This window comes from Mycolicibacterium pyrenivorans, assembly GCF_025821625.1.
GTDB lineage: Bacteria > Actinomycetota > Actinomycetes > Mycobacteriales > Mycobacteriaceae > Mycobacterium > Mycobacterium pyrenivorans.
Genome location: NZ_JACKSH010000024.1, coordinates 42222 through 59373 on the forward strand (window position 1 = coordinate 42222; position 17152 = coordinate 59373).

At 67.3% G+C, this 17152-nt stretch carries 15 protein-coding genes; 11 read left to right on the top strand and 4 right to left on the bottom strand.

The genetic code is table 11. From position 1 onward, the window contains the following. Window positions 1-90 precede the first annotated feature (90 nt). Window positions 91-450: a hypothetical protein gene (locus H7I57_RS03280; RefSeq protein ID WP_264021858.1), complete on the bottom strand. Its 360-nt coding sequence runs from the start codon at window positions 448-450 to the stop codon at window positions 91-93. Window positions 451-473: 23 nt separating this feature from the next. Here H7I57_RS03280 and hisN point away from each other — a divergent pair, with 23 nt between their 5' ends. The 4 genes from hisN (at window position 474) to H7I57_RS03300 (ending at window position 6400) form a co-directional block, all read left to right on the top strand. Next, entirely contained in the window at window positions 474-1265 is a 792-nt protein-coding gene (gene hisN / locus H7I57_RS03285; protein WP_264021859.1) for a histidinol-phosphatase, read from the top strand. Between the two features lie 233 nt (window positions 1266-1498). Next, window positions 1499-2872 (top strand): acyl-CoA dehydrogenase family protein, encoded by a 1374-nt coding sequence (locus tag H7I57_RS03290; RefSeq protein WP_264021860.1) that lies wholly within the window; start codon window positions 1499-1501, stop codon window positions 2870-2872. Between the two features lie 29 nt (window positions 2873-2901). Next, a complete protein-coding gene (locus H7I57_RS03295) occupies window positions 2902-4113 on the top strand; it encodes an acyl-CoA dehydrogenase family protein (protein WP_264021861.1) in 1212 nt (403 codons plus the stop codon). 31 nt (window positions 4114-4144) lie between these two features. After that, window positions 4145-6400, top strand: coding sequence for a molybdopterin-dependent oxidoreductase (locus tag H7I57_RS03300; RefSeq protein WP_264021862.1), 2256 nt, complete (start codon window positions 4145-4147; stop codon window positions 6398-6400). Window positions 6401-6413: 13 nt separating this feature from the next. Here the strand turns inward: H7I57_RS03300 and H7I57_RS03305 are convergent, their stop codons facing one another. Both H7I57_RS03305 and H7I57_RS03310 read right to left on the bottom strand, forming a co-directional pair. Further along, window positions 6414-7412 (bottom strand): MDR family oxidoreductase, encoded by a 999-nt coding sequence (locus H7I57_RS03305; protein ID WP_264021863.1) that lies wholly within the window; start codon window positions 7410-7412, stop codon window positions 6414-6416. 80 nt (window positions 7413-7492) lie between these two features. Further along, window positions 7493-8473: an esterase family protein gene (locus tag H7I57_RS03310; protein WP_264021864.1), complete on the bottom strand. Its 981-nt coding sequence runs from the start codon at window positions 8471-8473 to the stop codon at window positions 7493-7495. A 383-nt stretch (window positions 8474-8856) separates the two neighbouring features. Between H7I57_RS03310 and H7I57_RS03315 the strand changes: the two genes are divergently transcribed. Genes H7I57_RS03315 through H7I57_RS03325 form a run of 3 tightly spaced genes read left to right on the top strand, consistent with a single transcriptional unit; the run spans window position 8857 to window position 11053 of the window. Beyond that, window positions 8857-9420 (top strand): TetR/AcrR family transcriptional regulator, encoded by a 564-nt coding sequence (locus H7I57_RS03315; protein WP_264021865.1) that lies wholly within the window; start codon window positions 8857-8859, stop codon window positions 9418-9420. 39 nt (window positions 9421-9459) lie between these two features. Further along, complete coding sequence (locus H7I57_RS03320; RefSeq protein WP_264021866.1) at window positions 9460-10638, top strand: acyl-CoA dehydrogenase family protein; 1179 nt, start codon at window positions 9460-9462, stop codon at window positions 10636-10638. A gap of 25 nt (window positions 10639-10663) precedes the next feature. Then, a complete protein-coding gene (locus tag H7I57_RS03325; protein ID WP_264021867.1) occupies window positions 10664-11053 on the top strand; it encodes a nitroreductase/quinone reductase family protein in 390 nt (129 codons plus the stop codon). A 192-nt stretch (window positions 11054-11245) separates the two neighbouring features. On the opposite strand, the gene H7I57_RS03330 is transcribed toward H7I57_RS03325, so the two are convergent. Next, complete coding sequence (locus tag H7I57_RS03330) at window positions 11246-12466, bottom strand: 13E12 repeat family protein (RefSeq protein WP_308204307.1); 1221 nt, start codon at window positions 12464-12466, stop codon at window positions 11246-11248. A gap of 169 nt (window positions 12467-12635) precedes the next feature. Between H7I57_RS03330 and H7I57_RS03335 the strand changes: the two genes are divergently transcribed. The 4 genes from H7I57_RS03335 to H7I57_RS03350 all read left to right on the top strand — a co-directional run bounded on the left by H7I57_RS03335 (window position 12636) and on the right by H7I57_RS03350 (window position 17144). After that, the gene (locus tag H7I57_RS03335) at window positions 12636-13739 is read left to right on the top strand and encodes a homogentisate 1,2-dioxygenase (RefSeq protein WP_264021869.1); all 1104 of its coding nucleotides are present in this window, start codon (window positions 12636-12638) and stop codon (window positions 13737-13739) included. Between the two features lie 95 nt (window positions 13740-13834). Next, the gene (locus H7I57_RS03340) at window positions 13835-15037 is read left to right on the top strand and encodes an alpha/beta hydrolase (RefSeq protein ID WP_264021870.1); all 1203 of its coding nucleotides are present in this window, start codon (window positions 13835-13837) and stop codon (window positions 15035-15037) included. Continuing rightward, a complete protein-coding gene (locus tag H7I57_RS03345; RefSeq protein WP_264021871.1) occupies window positions 15034-16242 on the top strand; it encodes a CaiB/BaiF CoA transferase family protein in 1209 nt (402 codons plus the stop codon). The genes H7I57_RS03340 and H7I57_RS03345 overlap by 4 nt, the downstream gene beginning before the upstream one ends. Beyond that, on the top strand, window positions 16239-17144 hold the full coding sequence (locus tag H7I57_RS03350) for a hydroxymethylglutaryl-CoA lyase (protein WP_264021872.1): 906 nt from the start codon (window positions 16239-16241) through the stop codon (window positions 17142-17144). Before H7I57_RS03345 ends, H7I57_RS03350 begins: the two co-directional genes overlap by 4 nt. Window positions 17145-17152: the final 8 nt, after the last annotated feature.

Sequence of the window (17152 nt, forward strand, 5' to 3'; positions counted from 1 at the left end):
GACGACGATCGGGCGAGGGACGAGCCCGTGAGGAGTCAGCCCATCAGACACGGCTGACGACGATCGGGCGAGGGACGAGCCCGTGAGGAGTCAGTAGCCCTGGGCAGGCGGTGGTGGCGGCGGCGGGACTTCCTGCGGCGCAAACCGCCAGTTGTCCGCGTTCTTGGGCGAGTACATCACCGGGTGCAGCTGGCCCATCGTCGGCCAGTCGTTCACGTCTACGGCGATGCGCGCGTACACCGTGTATTCGTTCACGGTCGGACCGCTGATCACCCCGGTGATGGTGACGAACTGCTCACCCTCGACACCGTCGGGCCGCGGGCTGACGCCGGTGACCAGCATGGTTCCGGCCAACCAGTCGTTGCCGATGCCACGCCTCCTCCTGATCCAGGGCGCCGCGACAACCACAAGCGCACCGACGAGCAGGAGGAGGATTCCGAATTCGACCACTCCGACATGGTAGGACGGCAGCTATGAGCACCCTGGTGGATGACGTGAACCTGGCCCTCGGGCTGGCCGAGGAAGCAGACGCGCTGACGATGCGGCGGTTCGGCGCGGTGGACCTGCGCGTCGAGACCAAACCCGACATGACTCCGGCGACCGACGCGGACCTCGACGCCGAGACGATGCTGCGGGACCGGCTGGGCGAACACCGGCCCCAGGATTCGGTGTTCGGCGAAGAGTTCGGTGGCACAAAGGAATTCACCGGCCGACAGTGGGTGATCGACCCGATCGACGGGACCAAGAACTTCGTCCGGGGGGTTCCGGTCTGGGCGACACTGATCGCCCTGCTCATCGACGGCGTGCCGGTCCTCGGGGTGGTGAGCGCACCGGCGCTGGGGCGCCGCTGGTGGGCAGCCCGGGGGCAGGGCGCGTTCGCATCATTCGCCGGCGCGACCCGGGAGATCTCGGTGTCCGGGATCTCCGACCTCCAGTCGGCGAGCCTGTCGTTCTCCGATCTCACCACCGGCTGGGAGGCGGGGCGGTCCCGGTTCGTCGATCTCACCGACACCGTGTGGCGAGTGCGCGGCTACGGCGACTTCTGGTCGTACTGCCTGGTGGCCGAGGGCGCGGTCGACATCGCCGTGGAGCCGGAGGCCAAGCTGTGGGATCTGGCCCCGTTGGACATCCTGGTCCGCGAGGCCGGTGGCCGATTCACGAACCTTGCCGCCGAGCCGGGACCCCACGGCGGGAGCGCCGTGGCCACCAACGGATTGCTACACGACGCCGTCCTGGCCCACCTGTCGGCGGGTTCACCGTCCTAGCCCCCTGCAAACTGGATTCTGTGTATCCATCGGCGATGAAATTTCTTATTGCACAGCAGTTTTGTCCGACGTCGTCACGACAGGGCGGCTCGCGCAGCTAAACTGGTCAGATCCGGCCGCCTTGTGAATTGAATAACAATGGCTGACAACTTACCGACGAGTCAGTTGGGATACCTTACTCTGGAGTCAGTTGCGGCGGATCTGCACGCCCGAGCCCTAGTGAGGAAGTCGACATGACCAACACCCTCCCCTCCAAGCGGGGCGGCCACGAGAGCGCCGTCGGCCTCCAGAAGCACAAGCGCACGGCGATCGATGTCGGGATGGCGCTGCTCACCCCGATCATGGGCCAGGAGTTCCTGGACAGGCACAACCTGCGCGACCCGCTCAATCGCGCCATCAAGTACGGCGTGAAGCACGGCTTCTCCGCCGCCGGCGCCTCGACGCGGCAGTTCAAACGAATCCAGGGCATCGGCAAGTCGCCGACCCGGCTCAAGGCCAGCGGTGCCGACTACTTCGACCTCACCCCCGACGACGACCAGAAGATGATCGTCGAGACAGTCGAGGAGTTCGCCGCAGAGATCCTGCGGCCCGCGGCGCATGACGCCGACGACAGCGCCACCTACCCGCCGGACCTGATCGCCAAGGCCGCCGAACTCGGCGTCACCGCCATCAACATCCCCGAGGACTTCGACGGCATCGCCGAGCACCGCAGCACCGTCACCAACACGCTCGTCGCCGAGGCACTCGCGTACGGCGACATGGGTCTGGCCCTGCCGATCCTGGCGCCCGGCGGCGTGGCATCCGCGCTCACCCACTGGGGCAGCGCCGACCAGCAGGCCACCTACCTCAAGGAGTTCGCCGGCGACAGCGTTCCCCAGGCGTGCGTGGCGATCGCCGAGCCGCACCCGCTGTTCGACCCCACTGCGCTGAGGACCACCGCGGTCCGCACCCCGAGCGGATACCGACTCGACGGGGTCAAGTCGCTGGTGCCCGCCGCAGCGGACGCCGAGCTGTTCATCGTGGCGGCACAGCTCAACGGCAAGCCGGCGTTGTTCATCGTCGAGGCCGCCACCAAGGGGCTGACCGTCAAGGCCGATCCGAGCATGGGCATCCGCGCCGCCGCGCTCGGCCGCGTCGAACTCGACAAGGTCACCGTGCCGCTCAGCGCGCGGCTGGGCGAGGACGGCGCGAACGACCAGGATTACTCGGAAGCGATCGCGCTGTCCCGGCTGGGGTGGGCGGCGCTGGCCGTCGGCACCTCGCACGCGGTGCTCGACTACGTCATCCCCTACGTCAAGGAGCGCGAAGCCTTCGGCGAACCGATCGCCCGCAGGCAGTCGGTCGCGTTCATGTGCGCCAACATCGCGATCGAACTCGACGGATTGCGTCTGATCACATGGCGTGGCGCGGCACGGGCGGAGCAGGGTATGTCATTCGCCCGCGAGGCGGCGCTGGCCAAGAAGCTCGGCACCGACAAGGGCATGCAGATCGGCCTCGACGGTGTCCAGCTGCTCGGCGGGCACGGCTACACCAAGGAGCATCCGGTGGAGCGCTGGTACCGGGATCTGCGGGCCATCGGCGTCGCCGAAGGCGTTGTCGTCCTCTGATTCTGACCGACCTGACGAAAGACACTGATATGGCGATCAATCTGGAACTACCCAAGAAGCTGCAGGCGGTCATCGAGAAGGGACATCAGGGCGCGGCGGAGATACTGCGACCGATCTCCCGCAAATACGACCTGAAGGAACACGCCTACCCCGTCGAACTGGACACCGTCGCGACGCTGTTCGAGGGCATCTCCGAGGCCAAGACCCACTCGTTCGCCGGCGCCGAGGCGTTCCGTGACGAGGATGGCGGGCCGGCCGGAAACATCAACGGGGGCAACATGTCCGCCGTGCTCAACATCCTCGAGGTCAGCTGGGGCGATGTCGGGTTGGTGTTGTCGATCCCGTACCAGGGATTGGGCAACGCGGCGATCTCCGGCGTCGCCACCGACGAGCAACTCGAGCGCCTCGGCAAGGTGTGGGCCGCGATGGCCATCACCGAACCCGGATTCGGCTCCGACTCGGCGGCGGTGTCGACGACCGCCAAGCTCGACGGCGACGAGTACGTGATCAACGGGGAGAAGATCTACGTCACCGCCGGATCCCGCGCCACCCACATCGTGGTGTGGGCGACCCTGGACAAGACCAAGGGCCGGGCGGCGATCAAGTCGTTCATCGTGCCCCGCGAGCACCCCGGCGTCACCGTCGAGAGGCTCGAGAACAAGCTCGGCATCAAGGCCTCCGACACGGCGGCGATCCGGTTCGAGAATGTCCGCATTCCCAAGGAGAACCTGCTGGGCAGCCCGGATATCAACGTGGAGAAGGGTTTTGCGGGGGTCATGGAGACCTTCGACAACACCAGGCCCGTCGTCGCGGCGATGGCCGTCGGTGTCGCTCGGGCCGCGCTCGAGGAACTCCGCAAGATACTCACCGACGCGGGCGTCGAGATCTCCTACGACAAGCCGGCGCACGCTCAGAGTGCTGCGGCCGCGGAGTTCCTGCGCATGGAGGCCGACTGGGAGTCCGGCTACCTGCTGACACTGCGGTCGGCGTGGCAGGCGGACAACCGGATCCCCAACTCCAAGGAAGCCTCGATGGGCAAGGCCAAGTCAGCGCGCGTCGCCAGCGACATCACGCTGAAGACCGTGGAGCTTGCCGGAACCACCGGCTATTCCGAGGAGGCCCTGTTGGAGAAGTGGGCCCGCGACTCGAAGATCCTCGACATCTTCGAGGGCACCCAGCAGATCCAGCAGCTGGTCGTCGCCCGCCGCCTGCTCGGCCTGTCCTCCGCCGAACTGAAGTAAGCCCCGGGGGCCCCGCTGCTACGGTGCGCTCGTGGAGCACCGAATCACCTGTCCGCTGTGCGAGGCGATGTGTGGTCTGAGGGTGACCACCGACGCAGGCAGGGTGGGTGCCGTGCGCGGCAATCCCGACGACGTGTGGTCGCGGGGGCACCTGTGTCCCAAGGGCGCGTCGCTGCACCACATCCACGACGATCCTGACCGGCTGCGGCGCCCGATGGTGCGCAACCGCTCCGGTGACCATGTCCCCGTGTCCTGGGACGACGCGCTGGGCGAGGCGGAGAAAGTGCTGCGGCCCGTGCTGGACCGGTACGGCGCGGCGGCGGCGACGGTGTACATCGGCAATCCGGTGGCCCACAACCTCGGGTTGGAGACCTACGTCGGCGCACTGGTCGGGTTGGCCGGGGCGGCGGGGATGCGCGCGTACTACACACCGGGCACCGTCGATCAGTGGCCGCTCAACGTCGTCAGCGCGCTGCTGTTCGGCGGGATGTGGAACGGCCCCATCCCCGACCTCGACCGCACCGACCACCTGGTGATGCTGGGGGCGAATCCCTCTGCCTCGCAGGGGTCGATGCTCTCGGCGCCGGACATCATGGGTCGGCTGGCCGCGATCCGGCAACGGGGTGGCGACGTCGTGGTCGTCGATCCTCGCCGGACCCAGACGGCACGGCGGGCTTCAGAGTGGGTGCCGGTGCGCCCCGGCACCGACGCATTGCTGCTGTTCGCCATCCTGCACACCCTCGCGGACCGGGACTGGATCCGTCGCCCACCCCATCTGGACGGATTGGTCGCGGGTCTCGGCGACGTCGTCGCGCTGTCGGCCCGCTTCTCTCCCGAGCGGGTCGAGGCGCCCACCGGCGTCCCCGCCGCGACGATCCGGAGGCTGGCAGAAGGGCTGGCCACCGCCCAGCACCCCGTGCTATACAGCCGAATCGGTGCGTGCACACAGGAATTCGGCACCTTGGCGACCTGGCTTGTGTTCGTGTTGAATGTGGCGCTCGGCGCGGTCGACCGTCCCGGTGGGGCGGTGTTCCCAAAGGCTGCCGTCTGGTCGCCGATGTTCATGAAGCCGCCCGATCAGGACCGGCCCGGCTGGCAGTTCGGACGCTTCCGCAGCCGGGTGCGCGGCGCACCCGAAGTCCTCGGCCAGTTTCCGGTCAGTTGCCTGGCCGAGGAGATCGACACCCCGGGTGAGGGTCAGATTCGCGCACTCATCACGGTGGCAGGCAACCCGGTCATCTCCGCCCCGGGGGCGCGCCGCCTCGACGCGGCACTCGGTGGCCTCGACGCAATGATCTCCGTGGACAGCTGGCTCAACGAGACCACCCGCCACGCACACGTCATCCTGCCCGGTCTGTCCCCGCTGGAGCGCGCACACTGCGACGACCTCTACTGGATGTATTCCATTGCCTCGTGCGTGAAATGGTCCGACGCGGTGTTCCCGCCGGACGGGCGTCCTGAGGAATGGGAGATCATGCTCCGACTGGCCGGAGCACTGGTGGGCACGCCGATTCCCGATGTCGATGTGAGCGCGATGGACGACCTGTACACCCAGGGCATCATCCACACCGCGTGCCAAGCGGCCGACACTCCTCTGTTCGGCCGCGAACCGTCAGAGGTGTTCGCCGCCCTGAAAGGCCAAGGGCCCGAGCGCATGATCGATCTCGGCATCCGGGTAGGGCCCTGGGGTGACCAGCTCGGCCAACTGCCCGGAGGGCTGACGCTCGACGAGGTGCGCCTGCATCGCGACGGACTGAGATTGGGCGAGCTGGAGGGCGGCAGGCTTGCCGAGGTGCTCACCACGCCGTCGGGCAGGATCGAGCTGCTGCACCCGCTCCTCGCCGCCGACCTCCCGAGGCTGGCCGACCGAGTCGACCGCGCCGACGACGAACTGCTGCTGACCAGCCGACGTCACCTGCGATCGAACAACTCCTGGCTGCACAACGTCGCGAGCCTGATGCGCGGCAAGGACCGCTGCACGCTGCTGATCAATCCCGCCGATGCCTCCCGGTTCGGTGTCGCGGACGGCCAGCAGGTCGACATCACCACGACCGAGGGCACCATCCGCGCGACCGCAGAAGTCACCGACGACATGATGGCGGGGGTGGTGTCGCTGCCCCACGGCTGGGGCCACGGCGTCGACGGCACCGCCCTGGAGGTCGCCAACGCGCACCCAGGTGTCAACACGAATCTGCTCAATCCCGCCGCGCTGGTGGATGTTCCGAGCAATACCCAGGTCGTCAACGGGGTTCCCTGCAGGGTCTCTGCCGTACCCTTCGCGGGTTGACGGACCGGGAGCGTCAGAATCCGTCGTGCACGACCACGCGGGTGCGGCCGGTGACGCCGCCACCGATGATGGCGCCGAGGACGTCGGCGACGTCGAGCACCGGGACATCCCGGGTGATGCGCTCGAGATGCCGCGGTCGCAGGTCCGATTCGATCCGAGCCCAGAGCTCCCGGCGCGGCCCTATGGGCAGCAGCACCGAGTCGATACCGGCCAGCGTCACACCGCGCAGGATGAAGGGTAGGACGGTGGCCGGCAGGTCCGAAGATCCGGCGAGTCCCGAAATCGCCGCTACACCCGCGTATTTCAACGTGCTGAGGGCGTAGGCCAACGTGGTTCCGCCGACGCAGTCGACGACCGCGGCCCAATGCGCCTTGCCGAGCGGACGCACTTTGTCGTCGGGGCCCGGCACCCGGTCGATGACCTCGGAGGCGCCGAGATCCCGCAGCAGATCGTGCGCGTCCTTCTTTCCGGTTGACGCCACCACCTCGTAGCCCAGACCCGCCAGCAGGTCGACGCTGACGCTGCCGACGCCACCCGTGGCGCCCGTCACCAACACCGGCCCGTCGGACGGGGTGATGCCGTGCGCACGCAGGGCGTCGACGCTCATGGCCGCGGTGAAGCCGGCGGTGCCGATCGCCGCCGCCTCCGCCGTGCTCACGGTGGTCAGCTTGACCAGGAAATCGGCGGGATACCGCGCCATCTGCGCGTAACCTCCGTGTCGGCCGGTGCCGATGTCCTGGCCGTGCGCGATCACCGTGTCGCCGGCGGCGAACTCCGACGACGTGCTCGCCGTGACGGTGCCGGCGACGTCGATCCCGGGGATCAACGGATAACCCCGTGCCACGCCACCTTTCGGGGTGACAGCCAAGGCGTCCTTGTAGTTCACGCTCGAGTATTCGACACGGATCTCCACGTCGCCCTCGGGCAGGAATGAGTCGTCGACCACCTCGTGGCGCAGCACGACACCGCCCTCGGCGTCCTCGTGAGCCACCATCGCGTTGAGTTCCGTCATGACGGCCACACTAACCACCCGAGGCGCAGACGAAGAAGCCCCGGCCGTGGCGGCCGGGGCTTCTTTTCGTCAGGTACCTGTTAACCGATCAGGTGTGCCTGCAGGTCGGGCTTCATGGCCTGCAGCTCCCGGCCCCAGTACGCCCAGTTGTGCGTGCCGTTGTTCGGGAAGTTGAACACACCGTTGTTGCCGCCCGCGGCGATGTAGTTCTCCTGGAACGTCCGGTTGGTCTTGATGGTCAGCCCCTCGAGGAAGGTGGCGGGCAGGTCGCCGCCGCCGAGTTCGTTGGGCTGGCCGTTACCGCAGTAGATCCAGATGCGGGTGCCGTTGGCGACGATCTGCGGGATCTGCACCATCGGGTCGTTGCGCTTCCAGGCGCTGTTCGGGTCCTCGGTCTTGCCCCACATGTCGTCGGCCTTGAAGCCGCCGGCGTCACCCATCGAGATGTTGATCAGGAACGGCCACCAGCCCTCGGAGGGGTTCAGGAAGCCGGACATCGAGCCCGCGTAGATGAACTGCTGCGGGTGGTACACCGACAGGATCAGCGAGGCGGACCCGGCCATCGACAGGCCGATCGCCGCGCTGCCGGTCGGCTTGACCTCACGCTGGGAGGCCAGGAAGTTCGGCAGCTCCTGGGTCAGGAAGGTCTCCCACTTGTAGGTGACCGTCGGGCCCTTGTTGCGGGCCGGCGCATACCAGTCGGAGTAGAAGCTCGACTGGCCACCGACGGGCATCACGATCGACAGGCCGGAATCGAGGTACCACTCGAACGCCTGGGTATTGATGTCCCAGCCGTTGAAGTCCTCCTGCGCGCGCAGGCCGTCGAGCAGGTACACGGCGGGCGAGTTCGGCCCGCCGCTCTGGAACTGCACCTTGATGTCGCGCCCCATTCCGGCGGACGGCACCATCAGGTACTCGACCGGGAGACCCGGCCGGGAGAAGGCTCCGGCGGTCGCCGACCCTCCGGTGACGCCCACCAGCGCGGGCAGCATCGCCGTTGCGATGGCCGCGACGCCGAGGCGACGCGCCCAGGGCCCACGAATCCTGTCAAGAAGTCTCATACCGTCAATCCATCCATCTTTCGATTACCGCGAGGTGCGGATTGTCCTGCGCATCTCGGGTGGTGGGACACCACAGCATTGTCTTCACCGCGCTGTCACTCCACTCCGAATCCGCAAATTCGCGATGGAGTGGTCCGAGAAAGCTTCAGTTGTAGCGGTTGCAGTAAAACATGTGACCAGGATTTGTTGAAGTCCGGCCACGCCGAACAGCACAGACCCGTCAGGAAAAGGGAATTTGACGGTGCGGGAAGTAATGGGGTCGATTCGGCAGAAAACACTGGTATACCACCCGGGTTGCGTGCGAATTCGCCGCTACGGCCACCTCGCGTGCCGCAAAGTAGTGACGGCGGTCACACTCGGTGCCGTTCAGTAGGCTCCGGCGCATGGCGAACGGCGAGACGGGCTCGGGCAGGCTCTCCGTCGACGACTGGATCCAGGCCGGCTACGCGATTCTCGCCGACGACGGGATCGAGGGTCTCAAGATCGACCGGCTGTGCGCCCGACTCGGCGTCACCAAGGGCAGTTTCTACTGGCACTTCAAGGACATGGCCGGCTACCGCAGCGCCGTCGCAGGAGCGTGGGCCGAGTTGCGCGACGCGGACCGCAGCCACTTCGGCGACCTGGGCCATCTGCCGCCGCGGGAGCGCCTTGCCCAGATGATGACGTCACTGCTCGGCGAGCGACAGTGGACCCTCGAGCGCGCGATGCGCGAATGGGCGAGGACCGACCCGGGCGTCGCCGAGAGCGTGCACGCCGCTGACCGGCTCGTCCTCAAGGCCGTCCGTGAGGCGTTCCTGGATGCCGGTTTCGACGCCGAGGACGCCGACATGCGGGCGAATGCCACCTTCGCCGCGGGCATCGGCTTCCTGCACCTCTCCGATGCGCCACCACCGGCCCGGATGGCCGCGCAACGGCAGCGATTTCTCGACCTCATGCTCGCCCATTGACCTACTTTCCATACCTAAAGGTATGGTACCGTCGGGCTCATGCCTCTGGTCTCGGCCGACGCCCCCATCGTCACCTCGGATTTTGTCGCCGGATTGGCCGAGCGCGCGGCCGAGGCCGAGCGGCTGCGCCGACTCCCGGCGGCGACGCTCGCCGACCCCGTCACTTCCGAGTTCGTCGAGGTGCTGGTTCCGGCCCGCTACGGGGGTACACAGGCACCGTTTCCGGCCATCCTCGACCCGGTGCGGCGGATGGCCCACGGCTGCGCTTCCAGCGCCTGGACGCTCGGCTTCTACGCCTTGCACAACTGGATGCTCGCCCTCTTCGGCGAGCAGGCGCAGAGCGAGGCGTTCGCCACGCGCCCGTTCCTGGCCCCCGCACCGCTGGCACCGACCGGACGGGGCGTCGGCTGCGAGGGGGGCATCCGGCTGTCGGGCCGGTGGTCCTTGGCGACGGGCGTGATGGACGGAAACTGGATCATCGTGGGCGCGCTGTGCGAACGCGAGGCGGGAGACCCCGGCACGATCCATCCGGTGCTGGCGCTGCTGCCGATCGAAAACGTCCGCATCGAGGATGTGTGGCACACCGACGGCATGCGCGCGACCGGCTCCAACGACGTCGTGATCGACGACGCCTTCGTGCCGGCCCATCGCCTCGTAGCCGTGTCCGACATCTATATGGGCACCGCACCGGGCGCGGCGCTGCACGATGCCGAGACCTATCGCTGGCCGATGGTTCCCGCGCTGGCGCTGCTGGCCGCGATGCCCGCTCTCGGTAGTGCCGAGCGCGCCGCGGACATCTATGCGGAGCGGCTCTCGCAGCGGTTCCTGGCGTACGAGGGTGTCATGCAGAAGGACAAGCCGGTGGCCTCCGTGCATCTCGGGCAGGCGCTGGTACGGCTACGCGCGCTGCGCGGGCTGCTGGCCGACACCGTGGGCGAGATCGGGTCGATCGTCGCCGCAGGCGACCCGGTCGACCGCCCGGTGCGCGGCCAGGCGCGACTGGCGGCCGCACACATCGTGCACGAGTCGCGCGTGGTGATCGGCGATCTGCTCGGGGCATCGGGGGCCAGCGCACATTTCCTGGACAACCCGCTGCAGCGCATCAAACGCGACGTCGACGTCATCGCCGGCCATGTCGTGTTCGACTACGACACCGGCCGTGAACTCGCCGGAGCCCTGACAATGGGGATACCGATCCCACGCACCGCGATGGTGTGAGCCCGGAATCTCAGGAAGGAACCGCATGGCCGAGACCATCCGCGACCGCGTCACCAAGTTCTTCCAGAAGAACTTCGCCAACCAGGTGATGCGGCGCATGCCGTTCCAGACGCTGCTCGAGACGACCGGACGAAAATCCGGCGAACCCCGACGCACCCCGCTGGGCGGCCGCCGGATCGGTGACGAGTTCTGGTTCGTCTCGGAGTTCGGCGAGAATTCGCAGTATGTGCGCAATATCAAGGCGAATCCCGATGTGCGGGTGAGGTTGAACGGTCGCTGGCATCGAGGCACGGCGCATCTGCTGCCCGATGACGACCCCCGGGCGCGGATGAAGATCCTGCCTGGGTACAACAACCTCGGCGTCCGCACGTTCGGGACGAACCTGCTGACGGTGCGCGTCGACCTGATCGACTGAGCGACAACGCTATTCACGGTCCTTGGTCGTCTTCGGGGAGTAGGTAGCGGTCGGGATGGTGGTAGTTGTTGACTCGTCGCTGGCCTGTGTCGAGCGTTGGTGGTGGGAGCCATTCGGTGCGGCCGTCGGGGCGTTTGCGGGTGGTCCAGCCGGTTTTCTCGATGAGCCGGTTGTCGGGTCCGCAGGCGAAGGTCAGCTCGTCGATATTGGTGTGGCCGTCGTTCTTCCAATCGGTGACCGCATGATGAGCCTGGCACCAGTAGCCCGGCGCGGTGCAGCCTGGTCGCGTGCAACCCCGGTCCCGGGCATGGAGCACGATCCGCTGCGCGGCTGACGCCAACCGCTTCGTGCGGCCCAGATACAGCCCCGGTCCCGGGCATGGAGCACGATCCGCTGCGCGGCTGACGCCAACCGCTTCGTGCGGCCCAGATACAGCGACTCGCTGGTGTGCTTGTCGTAGATGTAGAGATAGTGGTAGGCACGGGCGGCCATCCGGATCAGCGTCCGGATCGGCAACCGGGTGCCGCCGCCGGTGACCGCCAGCCCCGCACCCTTCTCGAGGTCTTGCACCGTCGCGGTGGCGATCACGGTGACGGGTAGCCCGTTGTGTTTTCCGAGATCTCCAGACATCAACGCCATCTGTCCCATCGCGACGAGCGCGTCGTGGTTGCGCTGAGCCTGGGTGCGCAGATCCGGGCCTGCAGTCTCGTCCTCGGGCAGGCTCATGCCCGGTGCGGCCAGCTTCGCCAGCACCGCCTCGACCACCGCCCGCGCTTGGGCGGTCAGGGTTCCCCTGACCCCGCACGTCCCGTCGCGTCGCTGCGGACCCAACGTCAAGCCCCGCTTACGCGCCTGCTCCTTCTCCGAGGGTTCGGGGCCGTCCTGGTCGATCATCATCAACAACTGCCCAGCGGCCGCGTCCAACTCCGCAGGCCCTACTCCGGCGGCCAACTGCGCCAGTTGGGTGTCGGCGACCTCACGGGTCCCGACATCGACCCACGACGGCAGGTCCTTGTGGAACTTGGCGATGATCTCGACGTGTTCGGGCCCGATCAACCCGGCGGCCTGGGCAGCGGCGGCGGCTTCCCACCGCGGCGCCAACACCTGCCCGGTCATCGCGCGGCGCGGCCCCAGATTCGCGGCCTGCTCCAGGCGAGCGCCGGCGTCTTTCGTCGAGATCCGCAACGCCGTGGCGAGCACCTCCTTCCACGACGACTCACCCAGCGCGCTGGGTTCGGTCTCGGCCGCCAGCCGATTCAGAATCCGATGCTCGAGCGTCGGCACCGACCACACCGCCGCGGTCAACTCCGCGAGCAGACCGACCAGCTCGCGATGGGTCAGCTCGTCACACATCTCGCCCAGCACGGCGAGCTGCGACTTGATCGCCTCGATCGCGCTGGACACCTCACTCATAAATCGAACACTAGTTCGACCCACCGACAAGTATCCCGCACAGAAAGCGGAGAAACCAAAGTGACAGAAGAGGTTTGAGTCGGCAGGACAGATGCGTGGCCGACCGTTGACTGGTCGGCCCAGATAAAACTAATGTCAGTTTTACTTTTGGATCGGCAGAAGGGCACCCATGGAATCGTTCGTCCACCTTCGCAAGGGCAAGACGCCACGGCGGCTGCACGCCGACCTCGAAGGCCTCAAAGACGACGAACTCGGTCGCGGTGGCTTCACCGGTCGCACGGCCAGCCTGTATCGCCGTCACGACCCGACGGCGTATCGCTCGGTGGGCCCGCTGCGGCCCGTCGACGTGCTGTCGAGCGAGCTCAAGCCCGAGGACCTCTCCGACCCGCACGGCAGTCCCCTGTTGATGTTCTCGAATGTCGACTGTGAGGTGCTCCTGTCGCGCCGTGCGGCGCCGATGCCGTTCTTCGTGCGGCACATCGACGGCGATCTGCTGTGTTTCGTGCACGAGGGTGAAGGCCTCATCGAGACGGAGTTCGGACCGTTGCGCTACCGCAAGGGCGATTGGGTGTACCTGCCGAAGGCGTGCACCTGGCGGCACGTCCCCGACGAGCAGTGCACCTGGTTGATGATCCAGGCCACCGACGAGTTCCGGGTGCCGCCACCCGGGCAGCTCGGGCGTCACTTTCCGTTCGATCCGTCGCAGACGGTGATACCCGACCCGGTCGCGCACGAGGACGGCGACGGACCCAGCGCCGACGGTGAGTACGAGGTCCGGCTGATGCACTCCGGCGGGCCCACCACGCTGTACTACCAACATCATCCGTTGGACGTAGAGGGCTGGCAGGGCGACAACTTCGCCTTCACCTTCAACATCGCCGACTACAACGTCGTGACCTCCGACAGCGTGCACCTCCCTCCCACGGTGCACTTGTTCATGCAGGCCACCGGCGTGTACATCATGAACTTCCTGCCCAAGCCCGCCGAAGGAGTGCCCGGCACCGAGCGCACGCCGTGGTACCACCGCAACGTCGACTTCGACGAGATCGCGTTCTTTCACGGCGGTTCCCTCTACGGCATCCCGATGCCGCCGGGGCTGATTTCGCATGCGCCCCAGGGTGTTCACCATGGCGCGCCGGAGAAGGCGCGGGAAAGAGCTCGTCGGAAGTTCGACGATTACAGGTCCGTCGACTGGCAGGTGATCGCCGTCGACACCCGCCGGCGACTGGTTCCGTCGGCGGAAATCCTGGCGAACGACCTCGGGCAGCACTGATGAGCGTTTGCGCGAAGAAGAGACGGCACTGATGAGCGTTTGCGCGAAGAAGAGACGGCACTGATGAGCGTTTGCGCGAAGAAGAGGCAGGACTGATGACGAGCACGGAGCAACGGCCGGCGCCCATCAAGCATGAATACCAGCGCATCCCCTATCTGGTTGCCTACCAGAACAACTCGGGCGTGCGCGACGTCTACGGCGCCGTCGCCGAGTTGGTGGTGCTGGAGAGCTACCTTCTCAAACCGGCCGTGCCGTCGGACACCGTGCTGGTGTTCATGCATCCGATCGGCGGGGGTGCGTACCTGCCGATGATCAACGCGCTGGCCCGCGCCGGTCACCACGTCATCTACTGCAACAGCCGCTTTCGCGGCACCGATTCCGCGCTGCTGATGGAGAAGGTCGTCGAGGACCTGGGCGAGTGCATCAAGGACGCCAAGAACCGGCTCGGCTACTCCAAGGTCGTGCTCGCAGGCTGGAGCGGCGGCGGGTCGCTGTCGGTGTTCTACCAACAGCAGGCGCAGAACCCGACCGTGACCGCGAGCCCATCCGGTGACGGCCCCGACCTCACCAAGCTCGGACTGATCCCGGCCGACGGCATCATGCTGCTCGCCGCCCACATCAGCAGACACGGCACCATGACCGAGTGGATGGACGCCTCCATCCTCGACGAGAGCGATCCCAGCAAGCGGGATCCCGAACTCGATCTCTACAACGCCGACAATCCGAACCAGCCGCCGTACACGCCGGAGTTCCTGGACCGCTACCACCAGGCGCAGATCGCCCGGAACCGGCGCATCACCAAGTGGGTCAAGGCAAAGCTGGCCGAACTCAAGGCCGCGGGCCGACCCGATGACGAGTTCGCGTTCGTCGTACACGGCACCATGGCCGACCCCCGTTGGCTCGACCCGGCCGTCGATCCCAACGAACGCACCCCGGGAACCTGCTATCTGGGCGATCCTCAGGTGGTGAACATGAGCCCGGTGGGTCTGGCGCGGTTCTGCACGCTGCGCAGTTGGCTGTCACAGTGGAGCTATGACGACGCCAACGGCGACGCCGTGAAGTGCGGACCCGACATCGCGGTACCGGCGTTGGTGATCGGAAACCTCGCCGACGATGCCTGCACTCCGAGCCACACCCGGCGAATCTTCGAGGCGATCGGGCACCCCGACAAGGAGATGCACGAGATCGCCGGCGCGAACCACTACTACGCCGGGGCAGACCAGCGCGACAAACTGCGCGAGGCGGTCGGCATCGCCACCGACTGGCTGGTGCGCCACGGCTTCGCGGCCACCCCATGACCGTCGCGACGGGACCGCTCGACGGCATCAGGGTCATTGAGGTCGGGACGCTGATCTCCGGGCCGTTCGCCGGTCGACTGCTCGGTGACATGGGCGCCGAGGTCATCAAGATCGAGCCTCCCGGTGCGCCGGATCCCCTGCGCACCTGGGGTCAGGCGGAACTCGACGGGCACCACTTCTTCTGGACCGTCCACGCCCGCAACAAGAAGGCCGTGACCCTGAACCTGCGGGAGGCCAAGGGACGCGACCTGTTCCTCGACCTCGTCGAGCGCAGCGATGTCATCGTCGAGAACTTCCGGCCGGGCACGCTCGAGAAGTGGGGTCTGGGTTACGACGTTCTGCGCGAACGTAATCGCGGGATCATCCTGGTGCGGGTGTCCGGATACGGGCAGACCGGCCCGGACGCGCACAAAGCCGGATACGCGTCGGTCGCCGAGGCCGCCAGCGGCCTTCGGCACATGAACGGGTTTCCCGGCGGGCCTCCCCCGCGGCTGGCGTTGTCGCTCGGCGACAGCCTCGCCGGGATGTTCGCCGCCCAGGGCGCGTTGGCCGCACTGTACCGCCGTTCGGTGACCGGCGAGGGCCAGGTGGTCGACGCGGCGCTGACCGAATCATGTCTGGCGGTGCAGGAATCCGCCATCCCGGATTACGACGTCGGCGGCGTGGTGCGAGGCCCGTCGGGCACTCGCCTCGAGGGCATCGCACCGTCGAACATCTACCCGACCGCCGACGGCAGCTGGGTGGTGATCGCGGCCAACCAGGACACCGTTTTCCGCAGGTTGTGCGAGGCGATGGGCCAGCCCGAACTCGCTTCCGACGAGCGGTTCTCCAACCATGTCGCACGGGGCCGTAACCAGGACGAGCTCGACAAGATCATCGGATCCTGGGCCGCCGAACGGCAACCCGCCGACATCATCGCGACACTCTCGCAGGCCGGCGTGATCAGCGGTCCGATCAACACCGTCGCCGAGGTGGTCGAGGATCCTCAGCTGCAGGCTCGCGGGATGATCGCCGACCACTGGGATGAACGCATCGGACGCAACGTGAAGGGCCCGGGAGTGGTCCCGGTGCTCTCCGAGACGCCAGGAACCATCCGCTACGCCGGCTCGGCACGGCCAGGCCAGCACAACGACGAGGTCTACCGCGGCTTGCTCGGCAAGAGCGATGCCGAACTCGAGGAGCTACGGACGGAGGGGGTGTTATGAGCGACCTGCCCGGCCACGTCGACATCCGCGACGTGTCGCTGCGCGACGGCCTGCAGATCGAAGACCCGATCCCGTTGTCCGCCAAGCTTGAACTGCTCGCGGCCATCGCGGCCACCGGTGTGCGGGAGATGGAGGCGACGGCCTTCGTCTCCCCGTCGAAGGTCCCTGCGCTGGCCGATGCGGCCGAGCTCGCCGCCGAACTGCACAACTTCAGCGACATCGAGTTCTCCGCACTGGTGGCCAGCCCGAACGGAGCCAAGCGCGCGATCGCCTCGGGCCTGCGCTCGATCGAATACGTGGTGTCGGCCGCCGACGGGCACAGCCGCGCCAACGTCGGCCGTACGTCGGCGGAGGCAACCGCGCAGATCCCCGAGATCGTCGCGATCGTCCACGACTGCGACGCCACGGTCGAGGTCATCGTCGCCACCGCCTGGGACTGCCCGTTCGACGGACCGACCGACCCGCAGCGGGTCTCGGACATCGTCACCGCCGCCACCGATGCCGGGGTCGACCGGCTCGCGATCGCCGACACCATCGGCACCGCCACACCGAGGCGGGTCAGCGAGCTGATCGCCCTCGTTCGGCCCAGGATCGGCGACATTCCGCTGGGCGCGCACTTCCACAACACCCGCGGGACGGGTCTGGCGAGCGCCTACGCAGCCGTCGCCTCCGGTGTCACCCGGCTGGACGCGTCCGTCGGCGGACTCGGCGGATGTCCGTTCGCGCCAGGCGCGAGCGGCAACATCGCCGTCGAGGATCTGGTGTACCTGTTGCGGGACAGCGGAGTTCATGTCGACGTGGACCTGCAGGCGGCCATCGACGCCGCCCGCGTCGCGCAGGACGCGGTGGGGCACGGACTTCCCAGCGCACTGCTGCGCGCAGGCGACCGGATCCTGGGCTAGCAGCGAAC

Coding starts and splice junctions, on each gene's coding strand:
- H7I57_RS03305 (WP_264021863.1), bottom strand. CDS start 7,412: ATGACGGAACTCAACGCGATGGTGGCTCACGAGGACGCCGAGGGCGGT.
- H7I57_RS03325 (WP_264021867.1), top strand. CDS start 10,664: ATGGCCGAGACCATCCGCGACCGCGTCACCAAGTTCTTCCAGAAGAAC.
- H7I57_RS03330 (WP_308204307.1), bottom strand. CDS start 12,466: ATGAGTGAGGTGTCCAGCGCGATCGAGGCGATCAAGTCGCAGCTCGCC.
- H7I57_RS03345 (WP_264021871.1), top strand. CDS start 15,034: ATGACCGTCGCGACGGGACCGCTCGACGGCATCAGGGTCATTGAGGTC.
- H7I57_RS03320 (WP_264021866.1), top strand. CDS start 9,460: ATGCCTCTGGTCTCGGCCGACGCCCCCATCGTCACCTCGGATTTTGTC.
- H7I57_RS03295 (WP_264021861.1), top strand. CDS start 2,902: ATGGCGATCAATCTGGAACTACCCAAGAAGCTGCAGGCGGTCATCGAG.
- H7I57_RS03315 (WP_264021865.1), top strand. CDS start 8,857: ATGGCGAACGGCGAGACGGGCTCGGGCAGGCTCTCCGTCGACGACTGG.
- H7I57_RS03350 (WP_264021872.1), top strand. CDS start 16,239: ATGAGCGACCTGCCCGGCCACGTCGACATCCGCGACGTGTCGCTGCGC.
- H7I57_RS03340 (WP_264021870.1), top strand. CDS start 13,835: ATGACGAGCACGGAGCAACGGCCGGCGCCCATCAAGCATGAATACCAG.
- H7I57_RS03335 (WP_264021869.1), top strand. CDS start 12,636: ATGGAATCGTTCGTCCACCTTCGCAAGGGCAAGACGCCACGGCGGCTG.
- H7I57_RS03310 (WP_264021864.1), bottom strand. CDS start 8,473: ATGAGACTTCTTGACAGGATTCGTGGGCCCTGGGCGCGTCGCCTCGGC.
- hisN (WP_264021859.1), top strand. CDS start 474: ATGAGCACCCTGGTGGATGACGTGAACCTGGCCCTCGGGCTGGCCGAG.
- H7I57_RS03290 (WP_264021860.1), top strand. CDS start 1,499: ATGACCAACACCCTCCCCTCCAAGCGGGGCGGCCACGAGAGCGCCGTC.